This is a genomic window from Gilvimarinus sp. 2_MG-2023 (assembly GCF_030547685.1).
Taxonomy (GTDB): Bacteria; Pseudomonadota; Gammaproteobacteria; order Pseudomonadales; family Cellvibrionaceae; genus Gilvimarinus.
In genome coordinates this window covers 82149-106379 of sequence record NZ_JAUOQM010000047.1, presented here as the reverse complement: position 1 = coordinate 106379, position 24231 = coordinate 82149, and the positions used below count along the sequence as shown (strand labels likewise).

The window sequence follows — 24231 nt, the reverse complement described above, 5'->3', positions numbered from 1 at the left end:
GACTTAGTTCGCAATCCGGTGTCGGTCACGAGGTAATGACGAGCCGCAACAGTGTGCGGGTGGGTTGATGTTTAATATAACTAATATCTCGCGCTCTACACCCGATAAAAATAGGAGTTATTATGAAATATTTATGGGCCTCGTTAGCGCTCTATGCCAGTGTACTTTCGCCGCTAAGCTTGGCTGACACGGCCGGCTGGATTCTAATCGACGACTTTGAAGCCCCTAATGCGCTGGTGCACTGGAGCAAGGCCGATACCAAAAATGACACTGAGCCGCGCATCGATAATCCGCAAGTGACCGAGCGCCGTACGGAGGCTGGGCCGGGTGAAGAAAACGCCTATTTGCTTAAAAAACCCGCCGCTGAAGGTATTGTTGGCAACCGCAAAGCACTGACTTATAAGGCACTGCCTCGCGAGGTTAAACTAGGGGAGACTTTTACGTTTTATAGCCGCATTCAGGTTGAGTCTTTTCCCAATAACCATGCATTCGGGGTCAGCAATATGGGCGCCGAGGGCATCGAGAAAAATGACTACAACGCGTTTGAGCCAACGTTGCGCGTAACCGACAAAACCGAATCCTCGGGGTTGGTTAATACCGGCGCCTTGATGGTCAAGGTCGATGGTGGCTATGCCAATGTTATTAATCCCACAACCGGGGCAGAGGCCAAGCCTCTTGAGCCTGGTCTGTGGTATGAAATCTGGTATGTCGTCAATAATGCCCCCAGAGCTTTAGGCGGCCAGCGCTACGATGTGTTTGTCCGAGGCGGGGAGTTTGCTCAGCGAATGCAAGTTTATCGGCAGGCGGATTTTCGCATGCAGCGCGAACAGCCACTGACGCACTTTTTAATGAATTGTAATACAGGGCCCCACCGCGCCCCATATGGCAACGGTGGTTTACTGTATGACGATTTGTATATGAGTCAGGGGGTGAATTTATTAACGCCAAAACTCAACTCTAATTAATGTGTGGGAAATATTGGATGAAGATAGGGGGGCAATGGAGTTTCTATCGTCTGCACCCTAAAATCTGTGTTTAATGAGTTTTATTTTCCACATAATTTTTAAAGCTATTGAGAATGCTTAGCCAGCCTTGCTTTTGCTGCTCCGCGGTGTGATTGTCTTCAGTGTCAAATGTTTGGATGATTTCAACGCTGTTTTTTAAAGCTGTAAATTTAATCTCTACCATACGTTGATCGGCAAGTTGGTAGCGAATTAATTGATGCGGAATGATGGCCGTAAATTCACCCTCAAAATCAAACCCTGCTGTGCCATCTTTGGCCTGCATCCGGTAGTTGAAACGACCGCCTTGCGAAAGATCCAGTTCTGCGCTTGGACAACACCATTCATCAGATGCTGTATTCCAGTGAGTAATATCTTCCGGGGTCACCCAGGCATTCCAAACCGTGCTCAGGGGGGCGTTAACAAGCGTTTCGATTAATATTTTCATACACACTCCTAGTCGTGGTTGTATCGTAAACAGTTAAGGTCTTTGACTACTCAAACTGTTGTCGAATAGGGATTGTGTAAATCGACAGATGTATGAACAAAAAGGGGGGCGAACAATAGGGATTATTTATTCAGATCCAGTAATTGCTAAGAAGCTCCAACGGTCTTAATCGTCGGGATAGAACAGACTAGGTATACATATGATACCGAGGCCGTTCTATTCCACAGGCTAATCTAACCTTAACACTCAGCTCGTACTGTCAGAATTATCACTTTGGCGCTGCCAAGGAATATTACGTGTACGTTCTTCACAGGCAATCTGCCGGTGCAGGGCTGCTTTACCTACTATGTGTGCGCTGACTGGGGCGGTAATAAATAAGAACAGGGCAATTAGCAGCTCGTGAAAACTTAGGCCTGCTTCGGTGGCGGAAAAGAATATGATAGAGCCGATAATCATGCCGCCCACGCCGAGGGTGGTGGCTTTGGTGGGGCCGTGCAGGCGCATAAAAAAATCTTGCAGGCGTGCTAAGCCCAGTGAGCCAATAAGCGCAAACACGCCACCTAATAATAAAAATAGTGAAATAGTAACTTCTAAATAGATATTCATGCTCGCCTCACTCAATGATGTCGCCGCGCAACAGATATTTTGACAGGGCAACCGTACCCACAAAGCCCATAACCGCAATAAGCAGAGCGCCTTCAAAGTAGAGTGTTTTTTGTTCGTGCATACCAAACAACACCAACAAAGCAATGGTATTAATATACATGGTATCCAGTGCCAAAATGCGGTCTGGCAGTGATGGACCTATGCATAGGCGCCATACATTTAATACCAAAGCCAGAGCAACGATAAACATCGTGAGCTGGATTACGTTTTGGAGCATTCGAAAATCTCCTTTAATGGGCGCTCGTAGCGCGACTTAATGTCAGCAATGGTGGCTTCAACATCATCCACGTGTAAACCGTGTACCAACAGGTAACCCTCTTCCATCTGCAGATCGACGGTCACTGTTCCTGGGGTGAGAGAAATGGTATTGGCCAATAGGGTAATGGTGAAGTCTTGTTTTAACTCCAGCGGGATTCGCATAAATGCCGGCTGCAGTTTTTGGCGGGGCCCCATAATTAACACCGCCACTTGCGCGTTGGCGATGACGATATCCCATAGCACCAGCAACAAAAAGCGCAGGGCCAACCAAGGCTTGGCGATAACCATCGATTGCGGCCAGAAGGCTTGAGTGAAATAGGGGATGGCCCAGGCTAAAAAGCCGCCTAATAACCACTGCCCAAGGCCAATACTATTGCTCATGGCTAACCAGAGCCCGAGCATAAATATACTCAATAATTTATGTGGGAAAAGTTTTTTGTAGGTGACACTATTCATGGTGTACCCCCTCGACAGTTTGGTGGCTTAGCACAGCATCAATATAATTGTTGGGGGCCATGATTTGGGCGGCGGTGGCTTGGGTGTAATTTACCACAGGGCTGGCGGCAAAACTCAGCGCTAGAGTGCAAGCAAAAAGTGCCATTACTGCTGCCAATGCCAGGTGGTCTGCTTTATCTGCTTTGGCGGTGCGGTTTTCGGTGCGCCAAAAAATGGTGCTGCCACTGCGGCTTAACGCGGTCACCATAACAATGCTTGAGGCCAGCAGTAAAAACCAAAGCCAGAAGGTTTGCTCATCGCTGACGGCAGAGCGCATCAACATGACCTTGCCGATAAAGCCAGACAGTGGCGGCATACCAATCACGGCCGCCGCGCCAATGAAAAACACAGTCCCCAGCAGCACCGGTTGTTTGAGTCGTGGCCCGGTGATAATACGGTCCGAGGTGGCCCCGCGTTGACGCATAATAATATCGGCCAATAGAAATAAAGCGGCACATACCCAAGTAGAGTGCAGTAAATAGTAGAGTGTGGCGCCCAGGGCGGCAACGCTGTTCAGCGCCACTCCGGCTAACATGGTGCCGACCGATACTACGACTAAATAGGCAATTTGCAATCGCAATTCTCGAGCAGCAAGAGCCCCAGCCGCCCCTAGGGTGAGCGTAATTAACGCTAATGGCCAGAGCCAAGGGCTAGCGACATTAGCGAGCAGGCCTGCTTCGGTGCCGAACACCAAACTGTACATGCGAATAATGGCGTAAATACCGATTTTGGTCATGATGCAAAACATAGCGGCTACAGGAGCCGAGGCCGAGGCATAAGCTCGTGGCAACCAAAAGTACAGCGGTACCATGGCCGCTTTTAAACCAAATACCACCAACAACAACAGCGCAGCGGCGTGCATCAGTGGCGCTTGTTCGGCGCTGGTGTTGGCGACCTTGACTGCCATATCCGCCATGTTCAGGGTGCCGGTTAAGCCGTAGAGTAGGGCAGCGGCAATCAAGAATAAGCTCGATCCAATTAAATTGAGCAGTACATAATGCAACCCTGATTTAATCCGCGCTGCGCCTCCACCGTGTAGTAGCAAGGTGTAGGAGGCAATTAACAGTACCTCAAAGAACACAAACAGGTTGAACAAATCACCGGTTAAAAAGGCTCCGTTCACGCCCATCAACAAAAAGTGCATCACGCTGTGCAAGCTATCGGTGGGTTTGTCATTGCCGCGCGCAGCGTACCAGAGGCTAAAAAAAGCCAAGCTGGCAGTCAGGGCCACCATCAAGGCACTGAGGCGATCGAGCACTAAGACAATACCAAAAGGGGGAGCCCAGTTGCCGAGTGCGTAGACCAGTGTTTGGTCACCGGCGGCAATGCTCAGTAATACCAAAGCCACTGCAAGTTGGGCGCAGACACTGATAAAACTGATGCCGCGTTGAATCCGTGGCGGCCGCCCTGTGCCGAGCAATAATACAATGGCCGTCAGAAGTGGCAACAGTACCGGAGCAATAATCAAATGGTTCACGATTTGATCTCCTCGATACTGTTGCGCCCGTCGACATGATCATTGCCGAGCTCAGCACGCGCTCGCAGGGCGAGCACTAAGACAAAGGCGGTCATGGCAAAGCTGATTACAATGGCCGTTAAAACCAAGGCTTGGGGTAAGGGGTCAGCGTACTGATCGCCCACACCAATAATGGTACTGGCGCTAGTGTTTAAGCGCCCGGACATAAAAATAAACAAATTAACCGCATAGGTAAGTAGAGTCAGCCCCAAAATAATGGGGAATGTGCGGCCGCGCAGTAGTAAATAGACGCCGCAACTGGTCAAGATGGCAATGACGGCGGATATTAAAATTTCCACTAATCGTCTCCTTTATTCAGATCGGCACCGCTAAACGCTTTACTGGTCGGTGGGCGGGGCGAATGGCTGGTTTGCGCCAGCTTGCCGAGGTGGGCCAAGATCAACAAGGTAGCCCCCACAACGGTAATATAAACCCCAGTATCGAAGATCATGGCAGAGGCGAGCTCAATCTCCCCGATCAGTGGGATATGGAAGTGGTCAAAGGTCGAGGTTAAGAACGGATAGCCGAAGAACCAGCTACCGACCCCAGTTAAAGTGGCAATTAAAACCCCCGAGACAGCGACGCGACGGTAGCGCCAGCGCAAGCGCTCTTGCATCCAAAGAGTGCCAGAGGCCAAATACTGCAAGATTAAGGCAACGCTGGTCACTAGGCCGGCAATAAAACCACCGCCCGGAGCATTGTGCCCGCGCAGGAAAATAAAAATCGACACCAGAATGGCCAGTGGTAAAAGAATACGCGCCATCACAGACAGTATGGGGGGGTGGGGCTCTTTATCCCAGCGGCGGCCATCGCCATCGGCTTGTGGTAGTGGTAAATGTAAGCCGTTGAGCATGGCATAAATACCCACCGCGGCAATGGCTAAGACGGTAATTTCGCCCAGGGTATCGAAGCCGCGAAAGTCCACCAGAATCACGTTGACCACATTGGCGCCGCCGCCACCGCTGACACTGTTGGCCAAATAAAAGTCAGATAAGGTTTGGTACGGTGTGGTGAGCATCGCAAAGGTCAAAATACCCATGCCCAAACCGGCGGCTGTGGCGAGAATGATATCGCGCCCCACGCGCTTTGCTCCCGATTCGTTGGGTGTGATTTGCGGTAAGAAATACAGAGCTAGCATCAGTAAGACGATGGTAACCACTTCTACCGAAATTTGCGTCAGGGCCAAGTCTGGCGCGGAATATCGCACAAAAATCAGCGATACCACCAATCCCACTACACTTAAGAGCAAGAGTGCGGCAAAACGGTTGTGATGCAATAGCACTGTACCTAATGCACCGACGGTTAGAACAATGGCGGCTAGCAAGCTGACCGGCTCTAATGCGGTGAGTGCGAAGTCTTGCGGCCATGGAATACCCGGTAATAAGGCATAACCGATTGCCACCACGGCGGCGCCGATCAGCAGCGCCATATAACGTTGCAAAGAGTTGTTTTGAATTAAGTCGGTGAGCATCTGTGCCATACGCACCGAGAATTGCACTCTCGATTCGAACATTATTTTTTCATCGTGGCGGTATTTCCGCTCGTAGAACGCAAACAACCCCGAGCGCTGGCGATACATCAGCAAGCCGCCAGCTAAAGCCACAAAGCTCATGATTAAGGGCAAATTTACCCCGTGCCAAATGGCGATGTGATAGTCGGGCATGTCGTGACCTAGCACGGCCAAGCTGGCTGCTTGCAGAAACGGCGCCACCGTCAAGTTGGGTACAATTCCTACCAATAAACACAAGCCCACCAGGATTTCTACCGGCACAATCATATAGCGCGGTGGCTCGTGCGGTGGGTATTTAGGCAAGTCGACAGGCTCACCATTGAAAAATACATCGTGAATAAACCGCACCGAATAGGCGACGGAAAAAATACCGGCTAAGGTGGCAGATAAGGGGAACACCCAGCTGAACATGCCCATGGATTCAATGTGCAGCGCCTCGGAGAAAAACATCTCTTTACTGAGAAAGCCGTTCAGCAAGGGCACCCCAGCCATGGCGAGGGCGGCGACCATGGCGAGTAGAGCGGTGTGCGGCATGTACTTCCACATGCCGTTGATTTTGCGCATATCGCGGGTGCCGGTTTCGTGATCGATAATCCCGGCGGCCATAAACAACGAAGCTTTAAAAGTGGCGTGGTTAATAATATGAAATATCGCCGCCACCACTGCCAAATCGGTGCTAAAGCCAAGCAGCATGGTAATCAGCCCGAGGTGACTAATGGTTGAGTACGCCAACAACCCTTTGAGGTCGTGTTTGAACAGAGCGTTGTAGGCGCCGAATAACAAGGTCGCCATACCGGTGAAGGTCACCAAATAGAACCAGCCATCGGTACCAGCCAGAGCAGGGTGCATCCGCGCCAGTAAAAAGACCCCAGCTTTGACCATGGTGGCCGAATGCAGGTAGGCCGATACCGGGGTAGGGGCGCTCATGGCATGGGGTAGCCAAAATTGAAAAGGGAACTGAGCGGACTTGGTAAAGGCGCCTAGTAGCACCAGCACCAGAATGACTGGGTAACTGGCGTGAGCCTTAATTTGATCGGCAGCGGCAAAGATGGCATCCAGCTCAAAGCTGCCGACAATACGCTCGATCAAAAGGGCGCCGGCCAGCAAACACAACCCGCCGGCACCGGTGACAGTCAGCGCCATACGGGCACCTTTGCGGGCGTCGGACTGGTCGGACCAGTAACCTATTAACAAGAAAGAGACCAGGCTTGTGATCTCCCAAAAGACGATCATCAGCAACAAGTTGCTGGATAATACAATGCCTAACATGGCCATCATAAACAGCTGTAACAGCGCGTAGAGCTTACCCAGAGAGTCGCGTTGAGCGAGGTAATAGCGGGCATAAAGCACCACCAGCAGGCCAATGCCAACAATCAGTAGCGCAAACATCAGGCCTAGACCATCTAAGCGCAAGCTTAAATCCAGCCCAATGGCTGGCAGCCAGGCAATATAAACTTGTTCAATATGACCGGAGAATACTGAGGCTGAACTGCCCAGTAGTATGCCCAGAGCACACAGTGGTCCTATAGCCGCTGAATAGGCACATATTGTGCGCCCAAACCGCTCTGTATAGACGGGCAAAAGTGCCCCTAGCAAGGGAAGTAAAATAATACTTAATAATGTCATGGTGTGTTAACACCCCTGTTGTCGGCTTGTCGCATGCGAAACCGGTGAATACAGTGTGAGCAGTTAACCCCTTGGGAAGGGATTCGTTATCGTCATCCACAGATAGGTCGGCGGGTCTTGATAATAAGGTTGGTAGCGTGAGTCCCTTGCGCCAAGGTGCATCACCAGCGGGGTGTCAGCCAGTTTGCTGCGTCTGCATTGACTATTATGTGTGTCGGGCTGTGCCATTATCTGCAAATCCTTGAATCGGCTCGCTTTTGTGAGCTTAACGCATGGGACTTTATACACAAACTGGCAGCGAAGTGCCAGATGTGAAAGCAACCAGAGAGTGGGTTGCCTATCAATGCAGGTGGGCGGAGCGGCTGGGGGTGATTACTTAATCGACAAGTAGCGCTTATTCTTCTAGTTTGCGAATTACCAACTGTACGCTCCCGACCTTAAAGCCCCATTTTCTCAGGGTTGACTCGTTCATGACGACGTTTTTATCCACCAGCCACATCCAGTCGTCTACATTAACGGCGAGCTTGCTGTCGTTATAGTCGATCATAAGCGTGTATTTCAAGTTTAACGCATTACCTTGAAACTGGCCCTTACCGATGCCTTTCACGTCCCCAGCGGTGGCGTCGAAGCTGCCTTGGTTGGTTGGGGTTAGTGTCCAGTTGCGATACTGAACTTCGCCGTCATCGAATGTAAAACGCTCGGCCAGCGTGCCAATGCCACCCTGCCAACTGGCGTCTATGGTGGCGTCAAAATGCCTTATGGCTTCGCCGGAGCGATTTTTGACCACGCCGTGGGCCACTAGCGGGCCTTGGAAAAACGCTTCGGGTATAAAAGTGGGAGAGCGTTCGGCGTAATCGTTTAGCGTGTGTCCAGCGCACCCCGCGAGCATAAGCAAGGTGAACAATAGGCTGATCGGCTGATAAAAAGACATGGCGAATCCTAAAGTATATCGGTAAAGGTAACGCCGAGCCCGATGGAGCGTGTGCGCGCATTGTAATCAATCAGGCTGGCCCCGTAGCCATTAAAGGCTTTAATATAGCCGCGCACAGTGGAGGTCAGGGGAAACGACCAGCTCAGCTCCCAAGCCCCCTTGTCGGAAAAGGGGCGGCGCGTCATAACGCTGACTATATGATCTTTACGTGCATAAGCGCCGGTCAGTTCATAATTGCCGTAATACTCTTTGATATCTGGATTGTCGTCGTCCTCTAAGTCTTCCGGAATGCGATACCATGGGGATACGTTAAAAGCGAAATTGCCCTTTTCAAAAACGCTGTTTAGCTTGATTCGATTCCAGCTGCGCGACAGATCGCCCGATTGGCCGTTGGATTGGTGGGAAAACACCACCTGATTCATCACATTGCGAAAGCCCAATAGTTCCCAGTCGTTAGCGATGGCTAAAATCAGCTCGGGCTCGTGGTTCGTTTCGCGAAAAGGGCGAGAGACCCCAGTGTTATAGGCCTGCCAAAACGAGCGGTTGGTGTAGGCGACGTACAGATTGCCATTGTTGTGCAGTAAATCCTGAGCGATGAGCACCTTCATGCTGAGTTGAAATTCAATTTCGGTGTGCTGTAAATCGGCGGTTTTCGAATCGACCTCAAGGAAAGGGGTCGTGTTGGGTTGGTCCGTGTAGACGCCGGGCAACACAAAGTTGCGGTTGTGCGGTGTTAATAGAAAGCGGTTTTCGTTGTTGAGCGCCTCAATCGTCATGCGCTTGTGCAATACTTTGGCTTTTTCCGGAACGGCCGGGGTGTCTTCCTCTGTCGATGCAGACTCCAGACAGCGCTGGCGCAGTTCCCCCACCGTGGCCGTATTCTCTGCCGTTGTGGCCAAACCTGCTAAGCATTGGTCTGGGGAATTGGCTGAGGCCCAAGCGCAGGGGCTGAGCAACGCAAGTAAGAAAAGGTGTCTGAGGTCGAATAGCTTCATAGCGCGGGCACTGTAAGAAAAGCGCCATTGTGCCGTACCGTTTGGGCAACCACCAGTGCTATTGTCTAATGCTTGCTTAACTGGGTGCGATACCGCTTTCTAACCACTGGTCCATATCGACATCGTGCCAGTGACTGATCAATTCAATGCCGCTGTCGACGATACTCAAATAGACATCGATAATGTCAGTGGCCAAGTTGTAAATTCGATTACTGTCGGCATTAATGGCCCCCTCGTGCAAAATATCGGTTTCCACCATATTCAGCAAAAACATTAACTTGAGCTCATAACTTTTAAGTTGGCTCAGTAAGCCAATATCCTCATCGAGAATACCCTCTAATCGTTTGATTTGATGGCGTAATTTCTCGTTGTTTACCCTTGTACACTGAATAACATAACGCAGTTTGCTGTTATGGTGTGAATCGAGAAACCCGGCGGCGGCCGCATAGGTGCCTAAGGCTCGGATGCGACCAATTTGTTCCACTACGGCTGGCAATAACCGACTGGTAAAGTGCAGTACTTCTAAGTGTTTAAACCGGCTAGGGTAGCTATTGGTTGTGTTCTTGGGGGCGCTGGACTCACCCAGAGCGTCTTGTATGGGTTGTTCTAGCTCTCGGGACAGGCTGGCCATCATGGCCAAAGATTGCTCAATAAGATGACAATGCAACTCGTAGTTGTCGATTACCGTGTCTTCTTGCCAGTCACGGCTGATGGTTACCCAAGCACTTTTTAAGCTTTGCTGATCTCGATCGCTCAATAAGTTATCACCTGCACTCGCCATGGCCTGTAGTAAAAGAGTTCGTCTTTCCAATTCGGCCTGCAGCTGATGAAACTCTTGATGAAATAAGTTATTGCCACCAAGTAAGCCCATACTCAAGCCGCGATGGCGCTGCGCACCTTTGATGGTTCGATTTAGCTGGCGGATTAAGTTGAGTGCTTCTTGGCGGCGGCGGTAGACCGCGTAATAACGCTGATATAAAGCACTGCTATTGCTTTCTTCTGGTGCGGAGTCCACGTTAATCTGTCCGTTTATTGTGCGTGACTGATGGTTCATCGAGTATGATCCTGCCCCAAGAATGGCAATTTTGGCTTTCTTTGAGGGCTTTTGGTGCACGTTGCCGCGTTTTTCATCTGAATGTTCATGTCTCACTCAGGTTATTTGATTTACTTTAGATTGATTGAGCAATCTGTATGCCAGTATGACATTCGCGGTTTCAGGCGCCAGCGATGTCTAAAACCCGTAAGCTGGCTCCCTACCGCTCAGTAACCCTTCAGGGCTGTGGTCTTTGACAGAGCACGGGCATGGGATGGTGCAATTTAATTGCGCATTTTAGAGGGTTCTTTTATTGCAATTGACTGCCGGTAGGCGGGGAAAAGGGGTATTATTGCCGTCGGTTAATAGTAGTGATGAAGTGCGTTTACGCCAATCATTCAAAAGCTGCCCATCTATCTTTGGTGATAAGGGCTTTCGATAAGGAGCTTTAACAATGCAGACCCCGGGCTTTTTGGGTAGAAATATACGCTGGATAGCGCCTCTACTAATCATTGTGATTAGCATAGCTCTATTGATATTGATGAAAAGTCTGCGGCCGGAGCCTGCTGCCAAGCCCCCAGTAGATAGTACCGTTTTGGTTGAGACGCGTGAAATAGCATTGTCGGCTAAACGTCTTGATATTCAAACTCAGGGCTTGGTGAAAGCTAAATACTCGACTGAATTGGTAGCTCAGGTCAGCGGTGAGATTATCGAGTTATCTCCAGCCTTTGTGCGTGGAGGTCTGGTTCAGCAGGGCGATATACTGGCGCAGATTGACCCCACCAATTATCAAGTTGCCCTAGAAAATGCGCGCGCCGGTCTGGCCAGTGCTGAATCAGCCCTGGAACAGGAGATGGCTCAAGGGGAAGTGGCGCGAGTTGAGTGGGAGGCGGTTAATGATCGTCCCGCGCCGGCGCTGGGGCTTCGTAAGCCTCAATTAGAGCAAGCTCAGGCACGTGTGGTGGCTGCCCAAGCAGACCTGAAAATGGCTCAAAAAAACCTAGACCGAACCTACATTAAAGCCCCCTATGATGCGTTGATTGTCGAACGTTTGGTAAGTCTGGGAAGTTTTTTGAATGTCGGTGCAAAGCTGGGTCAGCTAATGGACGTTAGCAGTGCCGAAATACGGTTGCCAGTGGCAACCACAGATCAGCAGTTTCTCCCCAATGGGGGTGTCGGTGTTGAGGTGACCTTATCGGACAATACTAGCCCCAATCTCGATGGCGCTAAGTGGCAAGCGCGCATTGTGCGCAGTGAGGGGGTGATTGATGAAAATACCCGCATGCACTATTTAGTTGCCGAGGTGAGTGATCCTTATAACCTCCACGATGCACAAGCCCATTTAGAACCGCTAACGTTTGGTCGGTATGTTGTGGCCCAGTTGGCGGGTATTAACCTGCCCAGCGCGGTGGAGATAAATCGCTCCTTGGTGAAAGATGGCAAGGTGGCTGTTTTGAAAAATGGCAAATTGCACTTTAAGCCGGTTACTGTTGTGCGCCATGATCAAGGGCAGAGTGTGATATCGGCGGGCTTGGCTCAGGGAGATCAACTAATTACCACAGCCATTGAGTTTCCAGTACAAGGCATGACATTAAAATTAAGATCCGAAGTGAGTGAGACGCAGTCGGATGACGAGCTTGGTGCGCAAACCAATGCACCCACCACAGCCGAGCAGGGAGACGCCTAATGGAGTCGGCTGCAGATACTCGTAAAGGCGTTATTGCCTGGTTTGCCCGCAACAGCGTAGCGGCAAATTTATTGATGATTGTATTGGTGCTAATGGGGCTGTACAGCGCCATGACCATTCGTAAACAGATGTTTCCACAAATGGAAATTAACTGGATTAATATCAATATCACCTACCGCGGTGCGGCCCCTCAGGATGTTGAGGAGGCCATTACGGTAAAGCTGGAAGAAGCTTTGGCCTCGGTGCAGGGTATTGAACGCTTGATAACTCGCTCCAACCGCGGCAATGCCAGTGCCAGTATCGAGGTAATGGAAGAGTATGATGCGCAAGAAGTACTGGATGAGGTGAATACAGCGGTAGATTCTATTTCCAGTTTTCCCGACGGTATGGAGCGACCGCAAATCAGCCGGGTTAAATATCGCCAAGAGGTTATGTATGTCTCATTGTATGGCGACCTTAATAATTTTGATCTAAAGCGGCTGGGTGAAGAGGTTTATAACGAGTTGCGCGCCTTGCCCGATGTTAGCATCGTTGAGTATTACAGCGGCGCCAACTATGAAATAGCGATTGAAGTCAGTCGCGACAAGCTGCGCGAATATGGGTTTACTTTTCAAGAAGTGGCCCAAGCGGTACGCAACTGGTCTACGAATCAATCGGCTGGCGAAATACGCGCTGAAGATGGATTTATTTCTGTACGGGTAGAGGATCAGGCCTATATAGGCGAAGAGTTTGAACGCTTACCGCTGCGTACTTCCGCCGACGGCAGTAAAATTTTATTGGCCGATGTGGCAGATGTTAACGATGGCTTTGAAGAGGGAATTAACTACACCAAATTAAATGGCCATAATGCAGTTACTTTTTTTGTCGGTGCGACAAAAGATCAAAGTATTACCGATGTCTCCAGCACCGTAAAAGGCTACCTTGCCGAGCGCAACCAAACCTTGCCCGATGGCGTGGAAGTGGCTTCTTGGGTCGATTTTACTTATTACCTTAACGGCCGCTTGAACATGATGCTGAGCAATATGTTTTGGGGTGGTTTGTTGGTGTTTGGCATTCTCGCGTTATTTTTACGCATGAAGCTTGCCATGTGGGTCATGCTGGGGTTGCCAGTAAGTTTTCTCGGAGCTTTGTCTTTCTTACCCTTAAGTTGGATTGATGTCACCATTAATGTGGGTAGTTTATTCGCCTTTATTATGGTGCTCGGTGTGGTGGTGGATGACGCCATTGTTATCGGTGAAAGTGTGCACAGCGAAGTCGAAGAGCGCGGGCAGAGTATTGATAATGTTATTCGCGGCGCTCAACGAGTGGCTACCCCCGCCACCTTTGGAGTGCTAACCACCTGTGCGGCATTTATGCCGATGGTACTGGAGTCCGGCCCCTCTGCGGCGTTTGCCCATGCTATCGGCTATGTCGTGGTCTTGTGTCTGCTCTTTTCCTTGGTGGAATCCAAATTAATATTGCCCGCTCATTTGGCTCATATGAAGCCGGCAAAAGCCAATGACACAAGCCCTATTGCCCGTGTGCAAAATAAAATAAGTTCATTCTTGCAATATTTTGTCGACCACTACTACACACCAGGACTTAAATGGTCGATGCATTATCGCTACATCATTATGGCGATTTTCACCGGTGTGATATTACTGACCGCTGGTATGTTTATGGCGGGCGTTGTGAAGTTTGTGGGTATGCCCAAAGTGCCGCACGATTTTGCCACTGTGAATATTGAAATGAATCCCAGTGTGCCGGAACAGGTCACCATGGAGGCCATGCTATCCATCGAGGCTATGATTAACAAAGTCGAAGGCGAGATTGAAAACGAGTTTAGCCATCCTATGGTGGAAAAGCTCTATGTCTCGATGAAATCCCGTACCACGGCCGAGGTTCAGGCTAAGTTGGTCGATCCGGAAGTCCGTCCTTTGGATACCTTTGATTTGTCGGCCCGCTGGCGTGAGAAGATGCCCCAGATCAGTGGCTTGAAAAGCCTGACGGTGGTAGACAGTGTCCAAATGGCACCGGGCGGCAGTAATGGCGATGTCAGTTTTCGGGTGGTAGGGAAAGATATATCGCAGCTGCGCTTGGCCGCCGCAGACATTCGCCGCGCCATGGGTGAGATTGATGGCGTATATGAAATTCAAGACAGTGAGCAACAAGGCGTTCAAGAGGCTCGGTTTACCTTAAAGCCCGTAGCTTACAGTCTGGGGCTAACCACCTCCGAGGTGGCAACCCAGGCCGCGTTTAGTTTGTACGGTATTGAGGCGCAACGCATTGTTCGCGATGGAGAAGAGATACGCGTTATGGTGCGCTACCCCGAAGGTCAGCGCAACGCGATTGATGCCGTTAACGAGGTATTAATAACCACCAGCACCGGCCACAAAGTGCCATTGCAAGAAGTGGCTGATATTGCATTGGTTGATGGCGTGAATCAAATATACCGTGAAGATGGTAACCGCACGATTACGGTGTGGGCCACTTTGGACTTTGAAAAAGTACAGCCTTTGGCGGTGGCGAACAACTTACGTAAAGGTGTCTTTGGCGATATCGAGCGTCATTACCCCAAGGTCACTTTAGAGGAGTCGGGCAGTTTAAAGGATGAACGCGAAACCGTGTTTAACTTCTTCATTAATATTGCCACCATTTTAATGATGATCTATATATTGCTGGCACTGCCACTGCGCTCCTATATTCAGCCGTTAATGATTATGTCGGTGATTCCCTTTGGCGTTATCGGGGCTATATGGGGGCACATGATAATGGGCTATGATTTCAGCCAGTTGTCGCTGTTTGGTATCTTTGCGACTATAGGCGTGGTGGTAAATGACTCATTGGTATTGGTCGATTACGTCAATAATGCCCGCAAAGGTGGCGACACTTTGCAGGAGGCTGTGGTCAAAGCGGGGCGGCGACGGTTTAGGGCGGTTATCTTAACCTCGATGACGACGTTTATTGGCCTGTTGCCGATTATGTTTGAAAGTTCACTGCAAGCAAAAATTGTGATACCGATGGCCATCTCTTTGGCATTCGGTGTTCTGTTTGCAACGTTTGTGACTCTACTCTTGGTGCCGATACTGTATTTGGTATTACACGACGTTACAGCGGGCGGCCGCAAATTACGCCATTGGTTTTTACCGTACCGGTCGGCCAATCAACAAACATAAGTCAAACGTGTTGCTACTGCTAGCCATAGTGTGAGTTGTAGCGGTAATGGGTGCTTTGCCGATAAGAAATTGTCGGCTTATCCCTTGCTGGCAAGAGCACGAATTGCCATGGCAGCGGCTGATGTTCTGTTTTCGACCCCCATTTTTTTAAATATTTGCTCTAAGTGTTTGTTGACGGTTCTTGGGCTCATCTCAAGGATTTGGCCAATTTCGCGGTTGGTTTTCCCATTGGCTATCCACAATAGTACGTCGGCCTCACGTACGGTGACCTTAAAGCTGGTGCGTAATAAATCGCTGTAGTTTTCGTTGCTGGGTTGATCGGAAAGTCGCAGTAAAAATTCATTCTCCCCAATCTCTGCTAAATATTCGACGCCGACAGTGCCGTCAGCATTGTCGAGTTGCATTTTATGCCCCGCCGAAGGCGAGTGCTCCAACCATGTTTTTAATGTGTTGGAAAGCTGTGCGGGGCTATTTGTGTCTGCCGGTTGAGCTTGCGCTAAGATTTGATAGACCCTGGGGGTTGCCCATAAAGTATCCCCGTTTTTATTGATGGCAAACAGTGTCTGCCCTGCAGCTTCTAGGGCCATTCTGGCGCTTTGGGTCATACGAGCGTTGGCTAGATGAACATGCATTCGTGCGATAAGCTCCGATGCATTAATTGGCTTGGTAATATAATCTACGCCACCAGACTTCAAACCCATAACGACATTCTCAGTGTCGCTAAGACCCGTCATAAAGATAATCGGCACATCCATTAATTTTGGTTGTTCTTTAAGCGCGCGACACGTTTCAAAGCCGTCCATATTGGGCATAATGGCGTCGAGTAGAATAATGTCGGGAGTAATATTCTGAGTGATTGTAATCGCTTGGCTACCTTCCAGGGCGACCAAGACGGTCATGTCTGCTTCTTCTAGGACATCACTGATCATACGAATACTGTCGATGCTGTCATCGACAACTAGGACGACATTTTTTTTATAGGTTTTGTTATTCATTTTCAGTTGCCTTTAACATTGAAATCAGGGATTCAAATTGAAAGTTATTGGCCATTTCTACGGCTTGATCATAAAAAACTCTGCTGCACTTTCCCTGAGCCATTAAGTTGTTTAATAGTTGGATTATGCCTCCTTTATGCCCGATAATGGCTAAATCTTTTATTTTTTCTCGTGTTGCCTCATCCAATAATACTGGGCTGTGCTCAATGACCGTTTCTTGATTTGCCACATTTTGATCGTGAACCGGATGGTATTGCCAGTTCAAATTCAGTTGCTCACCAATGGTCTCTAATAAATTGTGGATGTTGATCGGTTTTACCACATAAGCATTATGATGAGATTTATCTATAGTGTCAGTATGAGTTTCACGTGCATCGGCTGAAACCATAATAATAGGGCAGGTCAGCCCACTGTTACGTAATTGTTCCGCAATTTGCCAGCCATTTAATCCGGGCATGGATATGTCAAGCATGATTAAATCAGGCTGAATGTTATGGGCAGAGTCAACCGCCATAAGTGAGTTATCGACCAGCTCAACTCGAAAACCTAATGGTGTAAGAGCGGCTTCTATAAGCTGCCGATGGGATGCTTCATCGTCAACGACCATAAGGGTCTTACGTGGCTCGGCATAACCAAATATTTGTCGATCTGGCTGTGGTAGTTGGCTCGGTGAGTTTGTGCTGGAAAGCATCAATGCCAGCCTAAACTGAGTGCCTTTGCCGACTGTACTGGTTAGTGACAGATCACCACCCATTATATCCGATAATAGTTTAGAGATGGTGAGTCCAAGGCCGGTACCAGTGACCGAAGAACCCGGCGTTTTCACCCGTTCAAAAGGTTGAAAGATACGCTCTATATTATCCTCAGAAATCCCAACCCCTGTATCGGTAACCGAAAATTCGGCCACTTGGCTGCGATAGCGAATATTAAAGATAATTTCGCCTTTCTGGGTATATTTTACCGCATTGGATAACATGTTAATCAAAATTTGGCGCAATCGTTTTTCATCTGTTTTAACAAATTCTGGCAAGGCTGTCTGTTGAATATAATCAAACTTTAAGCCCTTAGCTTCTGCCTGCAGGCGAAACATGTGCACTAATTGATCAATAAGCTGGGGTAGGCGTACTTGCTCGATATGCAAATCTAATCGACCGGCTTCAATTTTAGAAATATCCAGAAGTCCTTCAATTAAGTCGCCTAAATGTTCACCACTACGGCGGATGACAGAAATTGCATTGCGCCGGTTAGGTGGAATATTAGGGTCTTTTTCTAACAGCTGGGCGTAGCCTAAAACAGCGTTCAGAGGAGATCGAAGCTCATGGCTAATGCCCGCTAAATAACGACTTTTAGCATTATTGGCCGCCTCAGCGGCCTCTTTCGCTCGTTGTAGCTCTCGATCGGTTTGTTCGTGAGCGATGATTTCTTCTGTTAACAATCGGGTTTGCCGTTGTGACTCCTCTTGCGCGACGACACGACTTTCATGCGCGAGTACGGCGAGCCAGATGACAATCCCTGTAATGATGACGAGAAGGAAGAAGACTTTCCAGAGTGTGAGGGCTGTAATAGGGGTAGGAGATTGAAAATAGATTAATGATAATAATAATCCTGAAAACCCATTAATAACGGTCAATAACCCAAAAAAATGCCCAATGCGTGAATTAATAGTGGGTGTTAATGAGGCGGGTAAAAACTTCTGAATAAAATTCTTCGCTTGAATCCAATACCCAGCGCCGGGTTTGCAGTAATCACCGCATCTGGCATCTAAAGAACAACATAACGAGCAGATGTTGCCTGCGTAAGCGGGGCAATAGCTGATATCTTCTTTTTCTAAGTTAAGTTCACAAATACAGCAGATAGCCGTTGATTGGGTATTGTCATAATAATTAACGTCCGTGGCGATAAAGGGTCTTGCTATGTAATATCGACCTTTCGTGATCCAGGCAATCATCGGCGCAGCTATTAATGCCGTGATTAAAGTAATAAAGTGAGCGAGTGCCTTAGCCGTTTCGCCGGCGTTATTGGCGTAACACAGCATGCCTACAATACAAGCGAGCACCATGGCCCCACAGCCCACGGGGTTTATGTCGTATAAGTGGGCTCGTTTGAATTCAATATGCTTAGGGGAGAGCCCTAAGGGTTTGTTGATCGTTAAATCGGCAACTAAAGAGCCAAGCCAGGCGACCGCAACAATCGCATAAAACCCCAGTGTTTGCTCTAATGCCTGGTAGACACCAAGCTCCATTAAGAGCAGAGCAATGCCAACATTGAAGATAAGCCATACCACACGCCCGGGGTGGGAGTGGGTGAGTCTGGAAAAAAAGTTAGACCATGCTATGGAGCCGGCGTAAGCGTTGGTTACATTGATTTTAAGCTGGCAGAGAACAACAAAGACGCCGGCAATACCCAGCGCTACCTGTGGAGATTGGGTGATATAGCCAAAGGCCACCATGTACATTTGAGTCGGGTCAGTAGCATCAATTGAATTAATGCCATGTTTAAGCGCCAGTACGGCTAAAAAAGAGCCCGCGAGCATCTTTATAGTCCCTACGATAATCCAGCCAGGCCCCGCTGCTAGGGTGGCGAACCACCACTTTCGTCGACTTTTCTTATTGTTTTTAGGTTCAGGGATAAAACGAAGAAAATCAACCTGCTCCCCAATTTGAGCGATTAGGGCAAACATAATGGCTGCCGCAGACCCAAACATGACAATATCAAAACCAGCATTGCTCTGTTCTGGGCTGACAAACTGGGTCCAGTCGGAGACAGAGCTGGCGTCGGCATAGATAATAAAGATAAAGGGTAATAGTTGCAGGGTTAGCCAAATCGGCTGTGTCCAAATCTGAAAACGGCTGATAAAGGTTATGCCATAAATAACCAAGGGTATAACCACAACTGCACTGATAAAGTAACCAATGGCAAGGGGGATAGCGAATAATTGGTCTAGCGCCATAGCCATAATGGCGGCTTCTAAAGCAAAAAATATAAAGGTAAAGGACGCGTAAATAAGCGAGGTGATAGTCGACCCGATATAGCCAAAACCGGCTCCACGGGTTAATAGATCAATATCGACACCATACTTAGCCGCATAATAACTGATGGGGATGCCCGATAAGAATATGATCAAGCTGACCGTTAAAATGGCGGCTAGAGCATGTATAAAGCCATAATGCATCGTTGCCGTTGCACCAATAGCTTCTAGCGCCAAAAATGAAATTCCACCTAAGGCGGTAACAGCTACCCGGCTAGCGCTCCAGCGTCTCGCGCTTTTGGCAGTAAAGCGTAGTGCGTAATCCTCTAAGGTTTGGTTTGCGACCCAGCGATTGTAGTTTCTTCGAACCCGAAATATATGTTGTTTTGCTGTCATAGCTCACAGATTGTTATTGCATAAGTCGGGCGAAAACAAAACGCCCCATGTTGGGTCGAGCGCCTAGCGAGGCGCCCCAAATTGGTGCTGTATGCAGTTAAGGAAAAAGATTGAATCCACGTAACATCTACTTCCTTTAGTAGCGTGGTATCCGCTAGTCCTCATCTCCTCAATTCTTGTGCCATAAATCGTTTTTTGGGGAAAAATTTTGCTCAGACCGTACTCGCCTTAAGTTAATGGCTGAATGCGTCAAATGACGTACCTCTATGGTGTGTTTAGCGAATTGGCCAAAAGCCTTGTTTTTCTGACAATAGCAGGGCAGGCATACGATGTCTTAAAAACTGGCAAACCACATCATGAGGAAAGATCATGGCTAACACGATCAATAAACACCCAGCGGGTTCTAGGAGTAAGCTTCCCGGGTTGGTGAAATCATTAATGGGCGCGGCAGCCTTTGCCTCTATGGCGTTGACTGCTCCGGCTTCTTTGGCTGAAGTTAACACAACTGACCTAGCGGTAACTGAAGATACGGTTAAAGTGGGTATTCTTCACTCAGTGACCGGCACCATGGCTATCAGTGAAACAGGTTCTGTGCAAGCAGAAAAGCTGGCTATTGAGCAAATCAATGCCATGGGCGGTGTGTTGGGTCGCAAGATCGAATATGTTCAGGAAGATGGCGCTAGTGACTGGCCAACGTTTGCAGAAAAGTCGCGTAAGCTTTTGCTTAACGACAAAGTAGCTGCAGTTTTCGGTTGCTGGACCTCAGCCTCTCGAAAAGCGGTACTGCCCGTATTTGAGCAATATAACGGTATGCTTTATTACCCAACTTTCTATGAGGGTCTAGAGCAGTCACCTAATGTAATTTATACCGGCCAAGAAGCCACTCAGCAAATTCTTGCAGGTATTGATTGGGTTGTAAAAGAGAAGAAGGCTAAAACCTTCTATCTGTTAGGGTCGGACTACATTTGGCCTCGTACCTCTAACAAAATTGCTCGCAAGCACATCGAGAAACTGGGCTTGAAAGTTGTGGGTGAGGATTACTACCCGCTAGGCCACACGCAGTTCAACTCGATTATCAACAAGTTCAAGTTGAAAAAGCCTGACGTTATCTTTGCTTCAGTAGTGGGTGGATCTAATGTTGCTTTCTATAAGCAATTGAAAGCCGCTGGCATCGACATGACTAAAGAGAAGCCTCTGGTTCTGACCATTTCGGTTACTGAAGATGAAATCTTGGGTATCGGTGGTGAAAACATTGATGGTGCTTATGCGTCAATGAAGTACTTCCAGAGTCTTACCAACGACAACAACCAAGCATTTGTTAAGGCATTTAAAGAGCGTTGGGGTGACGACATCGTAATCGGTGATGTAACTCAAGCGGCTTATTTAGGTCCTTGGTTGTGGAAAGCTGCTGTTGAAGCCGCAGGTTCATTCGATGTGGATAAAGTTCGCGCTGCTTCACCAGGTATTGAGTTGACGACTGCACCAGAAGGTTATGTGAAAGTTCACCCTAACCATCACTTGTGGTCTAAAACCCGAATCGGTAATGCAAAAACTGACGGTCAGTACGAGATTGTGTACGAAACCCCAGAATTGATCGAACCAGATCCATTCCCCGCCGGTTATCAATAAGTAAGTCTGGAGCCCGTATAACGGGCTCCTTTGATTCCTAAGTATTAAAAGTTATTGAAGTTTCCGATTTTCAGCACGAGGATTGAGCGATGTTCGCCGATTATTCCACTTCTGAATTAATGTCAATTTTTGCCATGCAAGGTTTTGCCGGGTTAATACTTTTCTCGGTATTTGTTTTGATGGCATTGGGTTTGGCTATTATCTTTGGCCAAATGGGCGTTATCAATATGGCACACGGCGAGTTTATGATTCTCGGCGCGTATGTTACTTATCTCACATCAAATGTATTTTCTGAATACATGCCAAGCATGTTTGGTTCTTACTTTTTTATTGCCATGATATTGGCCTTTATAGCGGCAGGTGCACTCGGGATGTTTGTCGAGTGGGCACTGATCCGACATTTATACAAGCGCCCACTAGACACCTTGTTGGCTACCTGGGGCTTAAGTTTGATTTTACAGCAAATTTATCGATCGGTATTTGGTGCACGTGAAGTGGGTGTCACCTTGCCAGATTGGTTAATGGGCTCTTTCCAGCTATCGGAAATTGTAGAAGTGCCAATTAATGGTATTTTTGTAATGACTTTGGCTATTGGTATATCCCTTGCGGTTGCCGCCCTAATGTATAAGTCTCGTTGGGGTATTCAAGTTCGATCAGTCGTGCAAAACCGTCCTATGGCAGGTGCTGTAGGTATTAATACCTCAAAAGTAGACCGCCTAACCTTTGGTTTAGGTTGCGGTATTGCAGGTGTTGCCGGTAGTGCATTCACCATGATTGGATCTACTGGGCCAACTTCTGGCCAGCTTTATATTGTTGATACCTTCCTTGTGGTTGTATTCGGTGGTGCAGCGAGCCTATTAGGTACCATTGCTTCTGCTTTCACAATTTCGCAAGCCCAATCGACCATGGAATTCTTTTTAAGTGGTTCTATGGCCAAAGTTCTGACGTTGTTGTTCGTAGTGGTGATTTTGATGCTGCGCCCTCAAGGTTTGTTTTCACTTAAAGTGCGTCGCTAGGAGGAAGGTTCTATGTCATATGCAGGATTTAAAACACTGTTTCCTAAAAGTGACCTGATTGGCTTTGCGGTACTCGCCTTTATATTGGTAGTAGTACTTCCATTGGGTGTGGATATATTTAGATTAAATCTAATCGGTAAATATCTAACCTATGCTTTTGTGGCTGTGGGCTTGGTACTTTGCTGGGGTTCTGGCGGTATCTTAAGTTTGGGTCAAGGTGTTTTCTTTGGCGTGGGTGGTTACGCGATGGCGATGTTCCTAAAGTTGGAAGCATCGTCTCCAGAAAACACGGCCATTCAATCCACGCCTGGTATTCCAGACTTTATGGACTGGAACCAGATTACGGAACTACCTTGGTTTTGGCAGCCGTTCCATAGCCTAACCTTTACCGTGTTAGCCATTATTATTGTGCCTTCGATATTTGCATACATCATCGGTGTGGCGATGTTTAAGCGTCGGGTGGGTGGAGTGTACTTCGCCATTATTACCCAAGCCGTAGCCGCTATCATGACTATTCTGGTAATTGGTCAGCAAGGTTATACCGGTGGCGTTAACGGTATTACTGATTTACGTACATTGCATGGTTGGGATATACGAACCGACGAAGCGAAATATGTATTTTATTTCCTCTGTGTGTTCTTGTTGTTTGTGTGTCTGGCTGTTGCCCAGTTTGTACGTAAAAGTAAGCTAGGTAGGCTCTTGGTGGCAATGCGTGAAATGGAAGATCGGGTTCGCTTCTCTGGTTACGATGTTTCCAATTTCAAAATCTTCGTGTTTTGCCTGGGTTCCGCCTTTGCGGCCATTGGTGGCGCCATGTTTACTCTGCAAGTTGGCTTTATGTCACCGACCTTGGTGGGCATTGTTCCCTCTATTGAGATGGTTATTTTCTGTGCCGTCGGCGGTCGTCTCTCCATACTGGGGGCGGTTTATGGTGCCTTAGTGGTTAACTGGGCCAAGACTACTTTGTCAGAGAGCTTTCCCGAGTTGTGGTTGTTTGCCATGGGGGCTTTGTTTATTGCCGTAGTTATGGCATTCCCCAATGGTTTGGCTGGTTTGTACAGTAAATACTGTGAACCATTCATTAAAAAGAAATACAACTCTATTCGTGCTAATCGAAAAGGTGATGTAGTCGCTAAGGGGGCCACTCATGAGCAGCAGTAATACTGATTTTGTACTCGCCGTAGAAGGATTGACAGTCTCATTTGATGGCTTTAAAGCGGTTAATGATCTGAGTTTCTACGTCGATAAGAATGAAATTCGAGTCATCGTGGGGCCGAATGGTGCTGGTAAAACGACAGTTCTGGATTTGATCTGCGGGCGTACCAAATCGACTGAAGGCTCAATAAAATTTCGCAATCGCGAACTCACTAAGATGAAGGAACATCAAATTGTTAGAGCTGGTGTGGGAAGAAAATTCCAAACGCCTTCAATTTATGGTGATTTATCGGTTTTTGAAAATTTAGAGATTTCATTTCCTCGAGGCCGTTCGGTTTTTGGTGCGCTGGTTTTTAAGCGTGACGCCGAAGTATTAAATCGTGTTGATGAAGTGGCCGATATGATCTTTTTGAAAGATCTGCTGCATACCCGGGCCGATCTTCTCAGTCATGGGCAAAAGCAATGGCTTGAAATTGGCATGTTGCTGATCCAAGACCCTGAGCTTCTTATGCTAGATGAGCCTGTTGCAGGTATGTCGGTTGCAGAACGAAGAAAAACGGCAGAGCTGTTGCGACGGATTACTAAAGATCGATCTGTTATCGTTATTGAGCATGATATGCAGTTTGTTGCTGAAATTGCCGATAAGGTCACTGTTTTGCATCAAGGGAAAATTCTGGCGGAAGGTACGGCAGAGGATGTGAAAAAAGACGAAAAAGTGATCGAAGTTTACCTGGGCCATTGAGGAATATAT

19 protein-coding genes are annotated in these 24231 nt (G+C 48.2%); 7 read left to right on the top strand and 12 right to left on the bottom strand.

The annotated features are described in order from the left end of the window. Positions 1-122 precede the first annotated feature (122 nt). On the top strand, positions 123-965 hold the full coding sequence (locus tag Q4526_RS11720; RefSeq protein WP_215977267.1) for a hypothetical protein: 843 nt from the start codon (positions 123-125) through the stop codon (positions 963-965). A gap of 70 nt (positions 966-1035) precedes the next feature. Here the strand turns inward: Q4526_RS11720 and Q4526_RS11715 are convergent, their stop codons facing one another. From Q4526_RS11715 to Q4526_RS11670, 10 genes are all read right to left on the bottom strand, one after another. Next, positions 1036-1449: an SRPBCC domain-containing protein gene (locus tag Q4526_RS11715; protein WP_215977266.1), complete on the bottom strand. Its 414-nt coding sequence runs from the start codon at positions 1447-1449 to the stop codon at positions 1036-1038. 246 nt (positions 1450-1695) lie between these two features. Continuing rightward, positions 1696-2055: a Na+/H+ antiporter subunit G gene (locus Q4526_RS11710; protein WP_215977265.1), complete on the bottom strand. Its 360-nt coding sequence runs from the start codon at positions 2053-2055 to the stop codon at positions 1696-1698. A gap of 7 nt (positions 2056-2062) precedes the next feature. Beyond that, positions 2063-2332, bottom strand: a complete 270-nt coding sequence (locus Q4526_RS11705; protein WP_215977264.1) for a K+/H+ antiporter subunit F — start codon at positions 2330-2332, stop codon at positions 2063-2065. Next, entirely contained in the window at positions 2317-2829 is a 513-nt protein-coding gene (locus Q4526_RS11700; RefSeq protein WP_215977263.1) for a Na+/H+ antiporter subunit E, read from the bottom strand. Before Q4526_RS11700 ends, Q4526_RS11705 begins: the two co-directional genes overlap by 16 nt. Beyond that, positions 2822-4345, bottom strand: coding sequence for a monovalent cation/H+ antiporter subunit D (locus Q4526_RS11695; RefSeq protein ID WP_215977262.1), 1524 nt, complete (start codon positions 4343-4345; stop codon positions 2822-2824). The genes Q4526_RS11700 and Q4526_RS11695 overlap by 8 nt, the downstream gene beginning before the upstream one ends. Then, positions 4342-4683, bottom strand: a complete 342-nt coding sequence (locus tag Q4526_RS11690) for a Na+/H+ antiporter subunit C (RefSeq protein ID WP_215977261.1) — start codon at positions 4681-4683, stop codon at positions 4342-4344. The genes Q4526_RS11695 and Q4526_RS11690 overlap by 4 nt, the downstream gene beginning before the upstream one ends. Next, positions 4683-7520, bottom strand: coding sequence for a monovalent cation/H+ antiporter subunit A (locus Q4526_RS11685; RefSeq protein ID WP_215977260.1), 2838 nt, complete (start codon positions 7518-7520; stop codon positions 4683-4685). Before Q4526_RS11685 ends, Q4526_RS11690 begins: the two co-directional genes overlap by 1 nt. A 394-nt stretch (positions 7521-7914) precedes the next feature. After that, a complete protein-coding gene (locus Q4526_RS11680; RefSeq protein WP_303609641.1) occupies positions 7915-8451 on the bottom strand; it encodes a DUF3833 domain-containing protein in 537 nt (178 codons plus the stop codon). Between the two features lie 8 nt (positions 8452-8459). After that, positions 8460-9446 carry a phospholipase A gene (locus Q4526_RS11675; protein ID WP_215977259.1) on the bottom strand — a complete coding sequence of 329 codons (987 nt, stop codon included), beginning with the start codon at positions 9444-9446 and terminating at the stop codon, positions 8460-8462. Positions 9447-9522: 76 nt separating this feature from the next. After that, positions 9523-10500 (bottom strand): hypothetical protein, encoded by a 978-nt coding sequence (locus Q4526_RS11670; RefSeq protein WP_303604603.1) that lies wholly within the window; start codon positions 10498-10500, stop codon positions 9523-9525. Positions 10501-10933: 433 nt separating this feature from the next. Between Q4526_RS11670 and Q4526_RS11665 the strand changes: the two genes are divergently transcribed. After that, positions 10934-12166 (top strand): efflux RND transporter periplasmic adaptor subunit, encoded by a 1233-nt coding sequence (locus tag Q4526_RS11665; RefSeq protein WP_215977258.1) that lies wholly within the window; start codon positions 10934-10936, stop codon positions 12164-12166. After that, positions 12166-15321 carry an efflux RND transporter permease subunit gene (locus Q4526_RS11660; RefSeq protein ID WP_215977257.1) on the top strand — a complete coding sequence of 1052 codons (3156 nt, stop codon included), beginning with the start codon at positions 12166-12168 and terminating at the stop codon, positions 15319-15321. Before Q4526_RS11665 ends, Q4526_RS11660 begins: the two co-directional genes overlap by 1 nt. A gap of 77 nt (positions 15322-15398) precedes the next feature. Here the strand turns inward: Q4526_RS11660 and Q4526_RS11655 are convergent, their stop codons facing one another. Both Q4526_RS11655 and Q4526_RS11650 read right to left on the bottom strand, forming a co-directional pair. Further along, positions 15399-16316: a DNA-binding response regulator gene (locus Q4526_RS11655; protein WP_215977256.1), complete on the bottom strand. Its 918-nt coding sequence runs from the start codon at positions 16314-16316 to the stop codon at positions 15399-15401. After that, on the bottom strand, positions 16309-19680 hold the full coding sequence (locus Q4526_RS11650) for an ATP-binding protein (protein ID WP_215977255.1): 3372 nt from the start codon (positions 19678-19680) through the stop codon (positions 16309-16311). Before Q4526_RS11650 ends, Q4526_RS11655 begins: the two co-directional genes overlap by 8 nt. A 438-nt stretch (positions 19681-20118) precedes the next feature. Between Q4526_RS11650 and urtA the strand changes: the two genes are divergently transcribed. The 4 genes from urtA to urtD all read left to right on the top strand — a co-directional run bounded on the left by urtA (position 20119) and on the right by urtD (position 24222). Further along, entirely contained in the window at positions 20119-21309 is a 1191-nt protein-coding gene (gene urtA, locus Q4526_RS11645) for an urea ABC transporter substrate-binding protein (RefSeq protein WP_215977284.1), read from the top strand. 89 nt (positions 21310-21398) lie between these two features. Beyond that, positions 21399-22325, top strand: coding sequence for an urea ABC transporter permease subunit UrtB (gene urtB / locus Q4526_RS11640; protein ID WP_215977254.1), 927 nt, complete (start codon positions 21399-21401; stop codon positions 22323-22325). A gap of 12 nt (positions 22326-22337) precedes the next feature. Beyond that, complete coding sequence (urtC, locus tag Q4526_RS11635; RefSeq protein ID WP_215977253.1) at positions 22338-23486, top strand: urea ABC transporter permease subunit UrtC; 1149 nt, start codon at positions 22338-22340, stop codon at positions 23484-23486. After that, the gene (gene urtD / locus Q4526_RS11630) at positions 23473-24222 is read left to right on the top strand and encodes an urea ABC transporter ATP-binding protein UrtD (protein ID WP_215977252.1); all 750 of its coding nucleotides are present in this window, start codon (positions 23473-23475) and stop codon (positions 24220-24222) included. Before urtC ends, urtD begins: the two co-directional genes overlap by 14 nt. Positions 24223-24231 lie beyond the last annotated feature (9 nt).

What these genes read in the sequence shown, in the direction of transcription:
- Q4526_RS11700 (WP_215977263.1), bottom strand. Translation starts at nt 2,829, where the DNA reads ATGAATAGTGTCACCTACAAAAAACTTTTCCCACATAAATTATTGAGT.
- urtA (WP_215977284.1), top strand. Translation starts at nt 20,119, where the DNA reads ATGGGCGCGGCAGCCTTTGCCTCTATGGCGTTGACTGCTCCGGCTTCT.
- Q4526_RS11650 (WP_215977255.1), bottom strand. Translation starts at nt 19,680, where the DNA reads ATGACAGCAAAACAACATATATTTCGGGTTCGAAGAAACTACAATCGC.
- urtC (WP_215977253.1), top strand. Translation starts at nt 22,338, where the DNA reads ATGTCATATGCAGGATTTAAAACACTGTTTCCTAAAAGTGACCTGATT.
- Q4526_RS11705 (WP_215977264.1), bottom strand. Translation starts at nt 2,332, where the DNA reads ATGCTCCAAAACGTAATCCAGCTCACGATGTTTATCGTTGCTCTGGCT.
- Q4526_RS11670 (WP_303604603.1), bottom strand. Translation starts at nt 10,500, where the DNA reads ATGAACCATCAGTCACGCACAATAAACGGACAGATTAACGTGGACTCC.
- Q4526_RS11715 (WP_215977266.1), bottom strand. Translation starts at nt 1,449, where the DNA reads ATGAAAATATTAATCGAAACGCTTGTTAACGCCCCCCTGAGCACGGTT.
- Q4526_RS11660 (WP_215977257.1), top strand. Translation starts at nt 12,166, where the DNA reads ATGGAGTCGGCTGCAGATACTCGTAAAGGCGTTATTGCCTGGTTTGCC.
- urtB (WP_215977254.1), top strand. Translation starts at nt 21,399, where the DNA reads ATGTTCGCCGATTATTCCACTTCTGAATTAATGTCAATTTTTGCCATG.
- Q4526_RS11680 (WP_303609641.1), bottom strand. Translation starts at nt 8,451, where the DNA reads ATGTCTTTTTATCAGCCGATCAGCCTATTGTTCACCTTGCTTATGCTC.
- Q4526_RS11675 (WP_215977259.1), bottom strand. Translation starts at nt 9,446, where the DNA reads ATGAAGCTATTCGACCTCAGACACCTTTTCTTACTTGCGTTGCTCAGC.
- Q4526_RS11720 (WP_215977267.1), top strand. Translation starts at nt 123, where the DNA reads ATGAAATATTTATGGGCCTCGTTAGCGCTCTATGCCAGTGTACTTTCG.
- urtD (WP_215977252.1), top strand. Translation starts at nt 23,473, where the DNA reads ATGAGCAGCAGTAATACTGATTTTGTACTCGCCGTAGAAGGATTGACA.
- Q4526_RS11665 (WP_215977258.1), top strand. Translation starts at nt 10,934, where the DNA reads ATGCAGACCCCGGGCTTTTTGGGTAGAAATATACGCTGGATAGCGCCT.
- Q4526_RS11655 (WP_215977256.1), bottom strand. Translation starts at nt 16,316, where the DNA reads ATGAATAACAAAACCTATAAAAAAAATGTCGTCCTAGTTGTCGATGAC.
- Q4526_RS11710 (WP_215977265.1), bottom strand. Translation starts at nt 2,055, where the DNA reads ATGAATATCTATTTAGAAGTTACTATTTCACTATTTTTATTATTAGGT.
- Q4526_RS11685 (WP_215977260.1), bottom strand. Translation starts at nt 7,520, where the DNA reads ATGACATTATTAAGTATTATTTTACTTCCCTTGCTAGGGGCACTTTTG.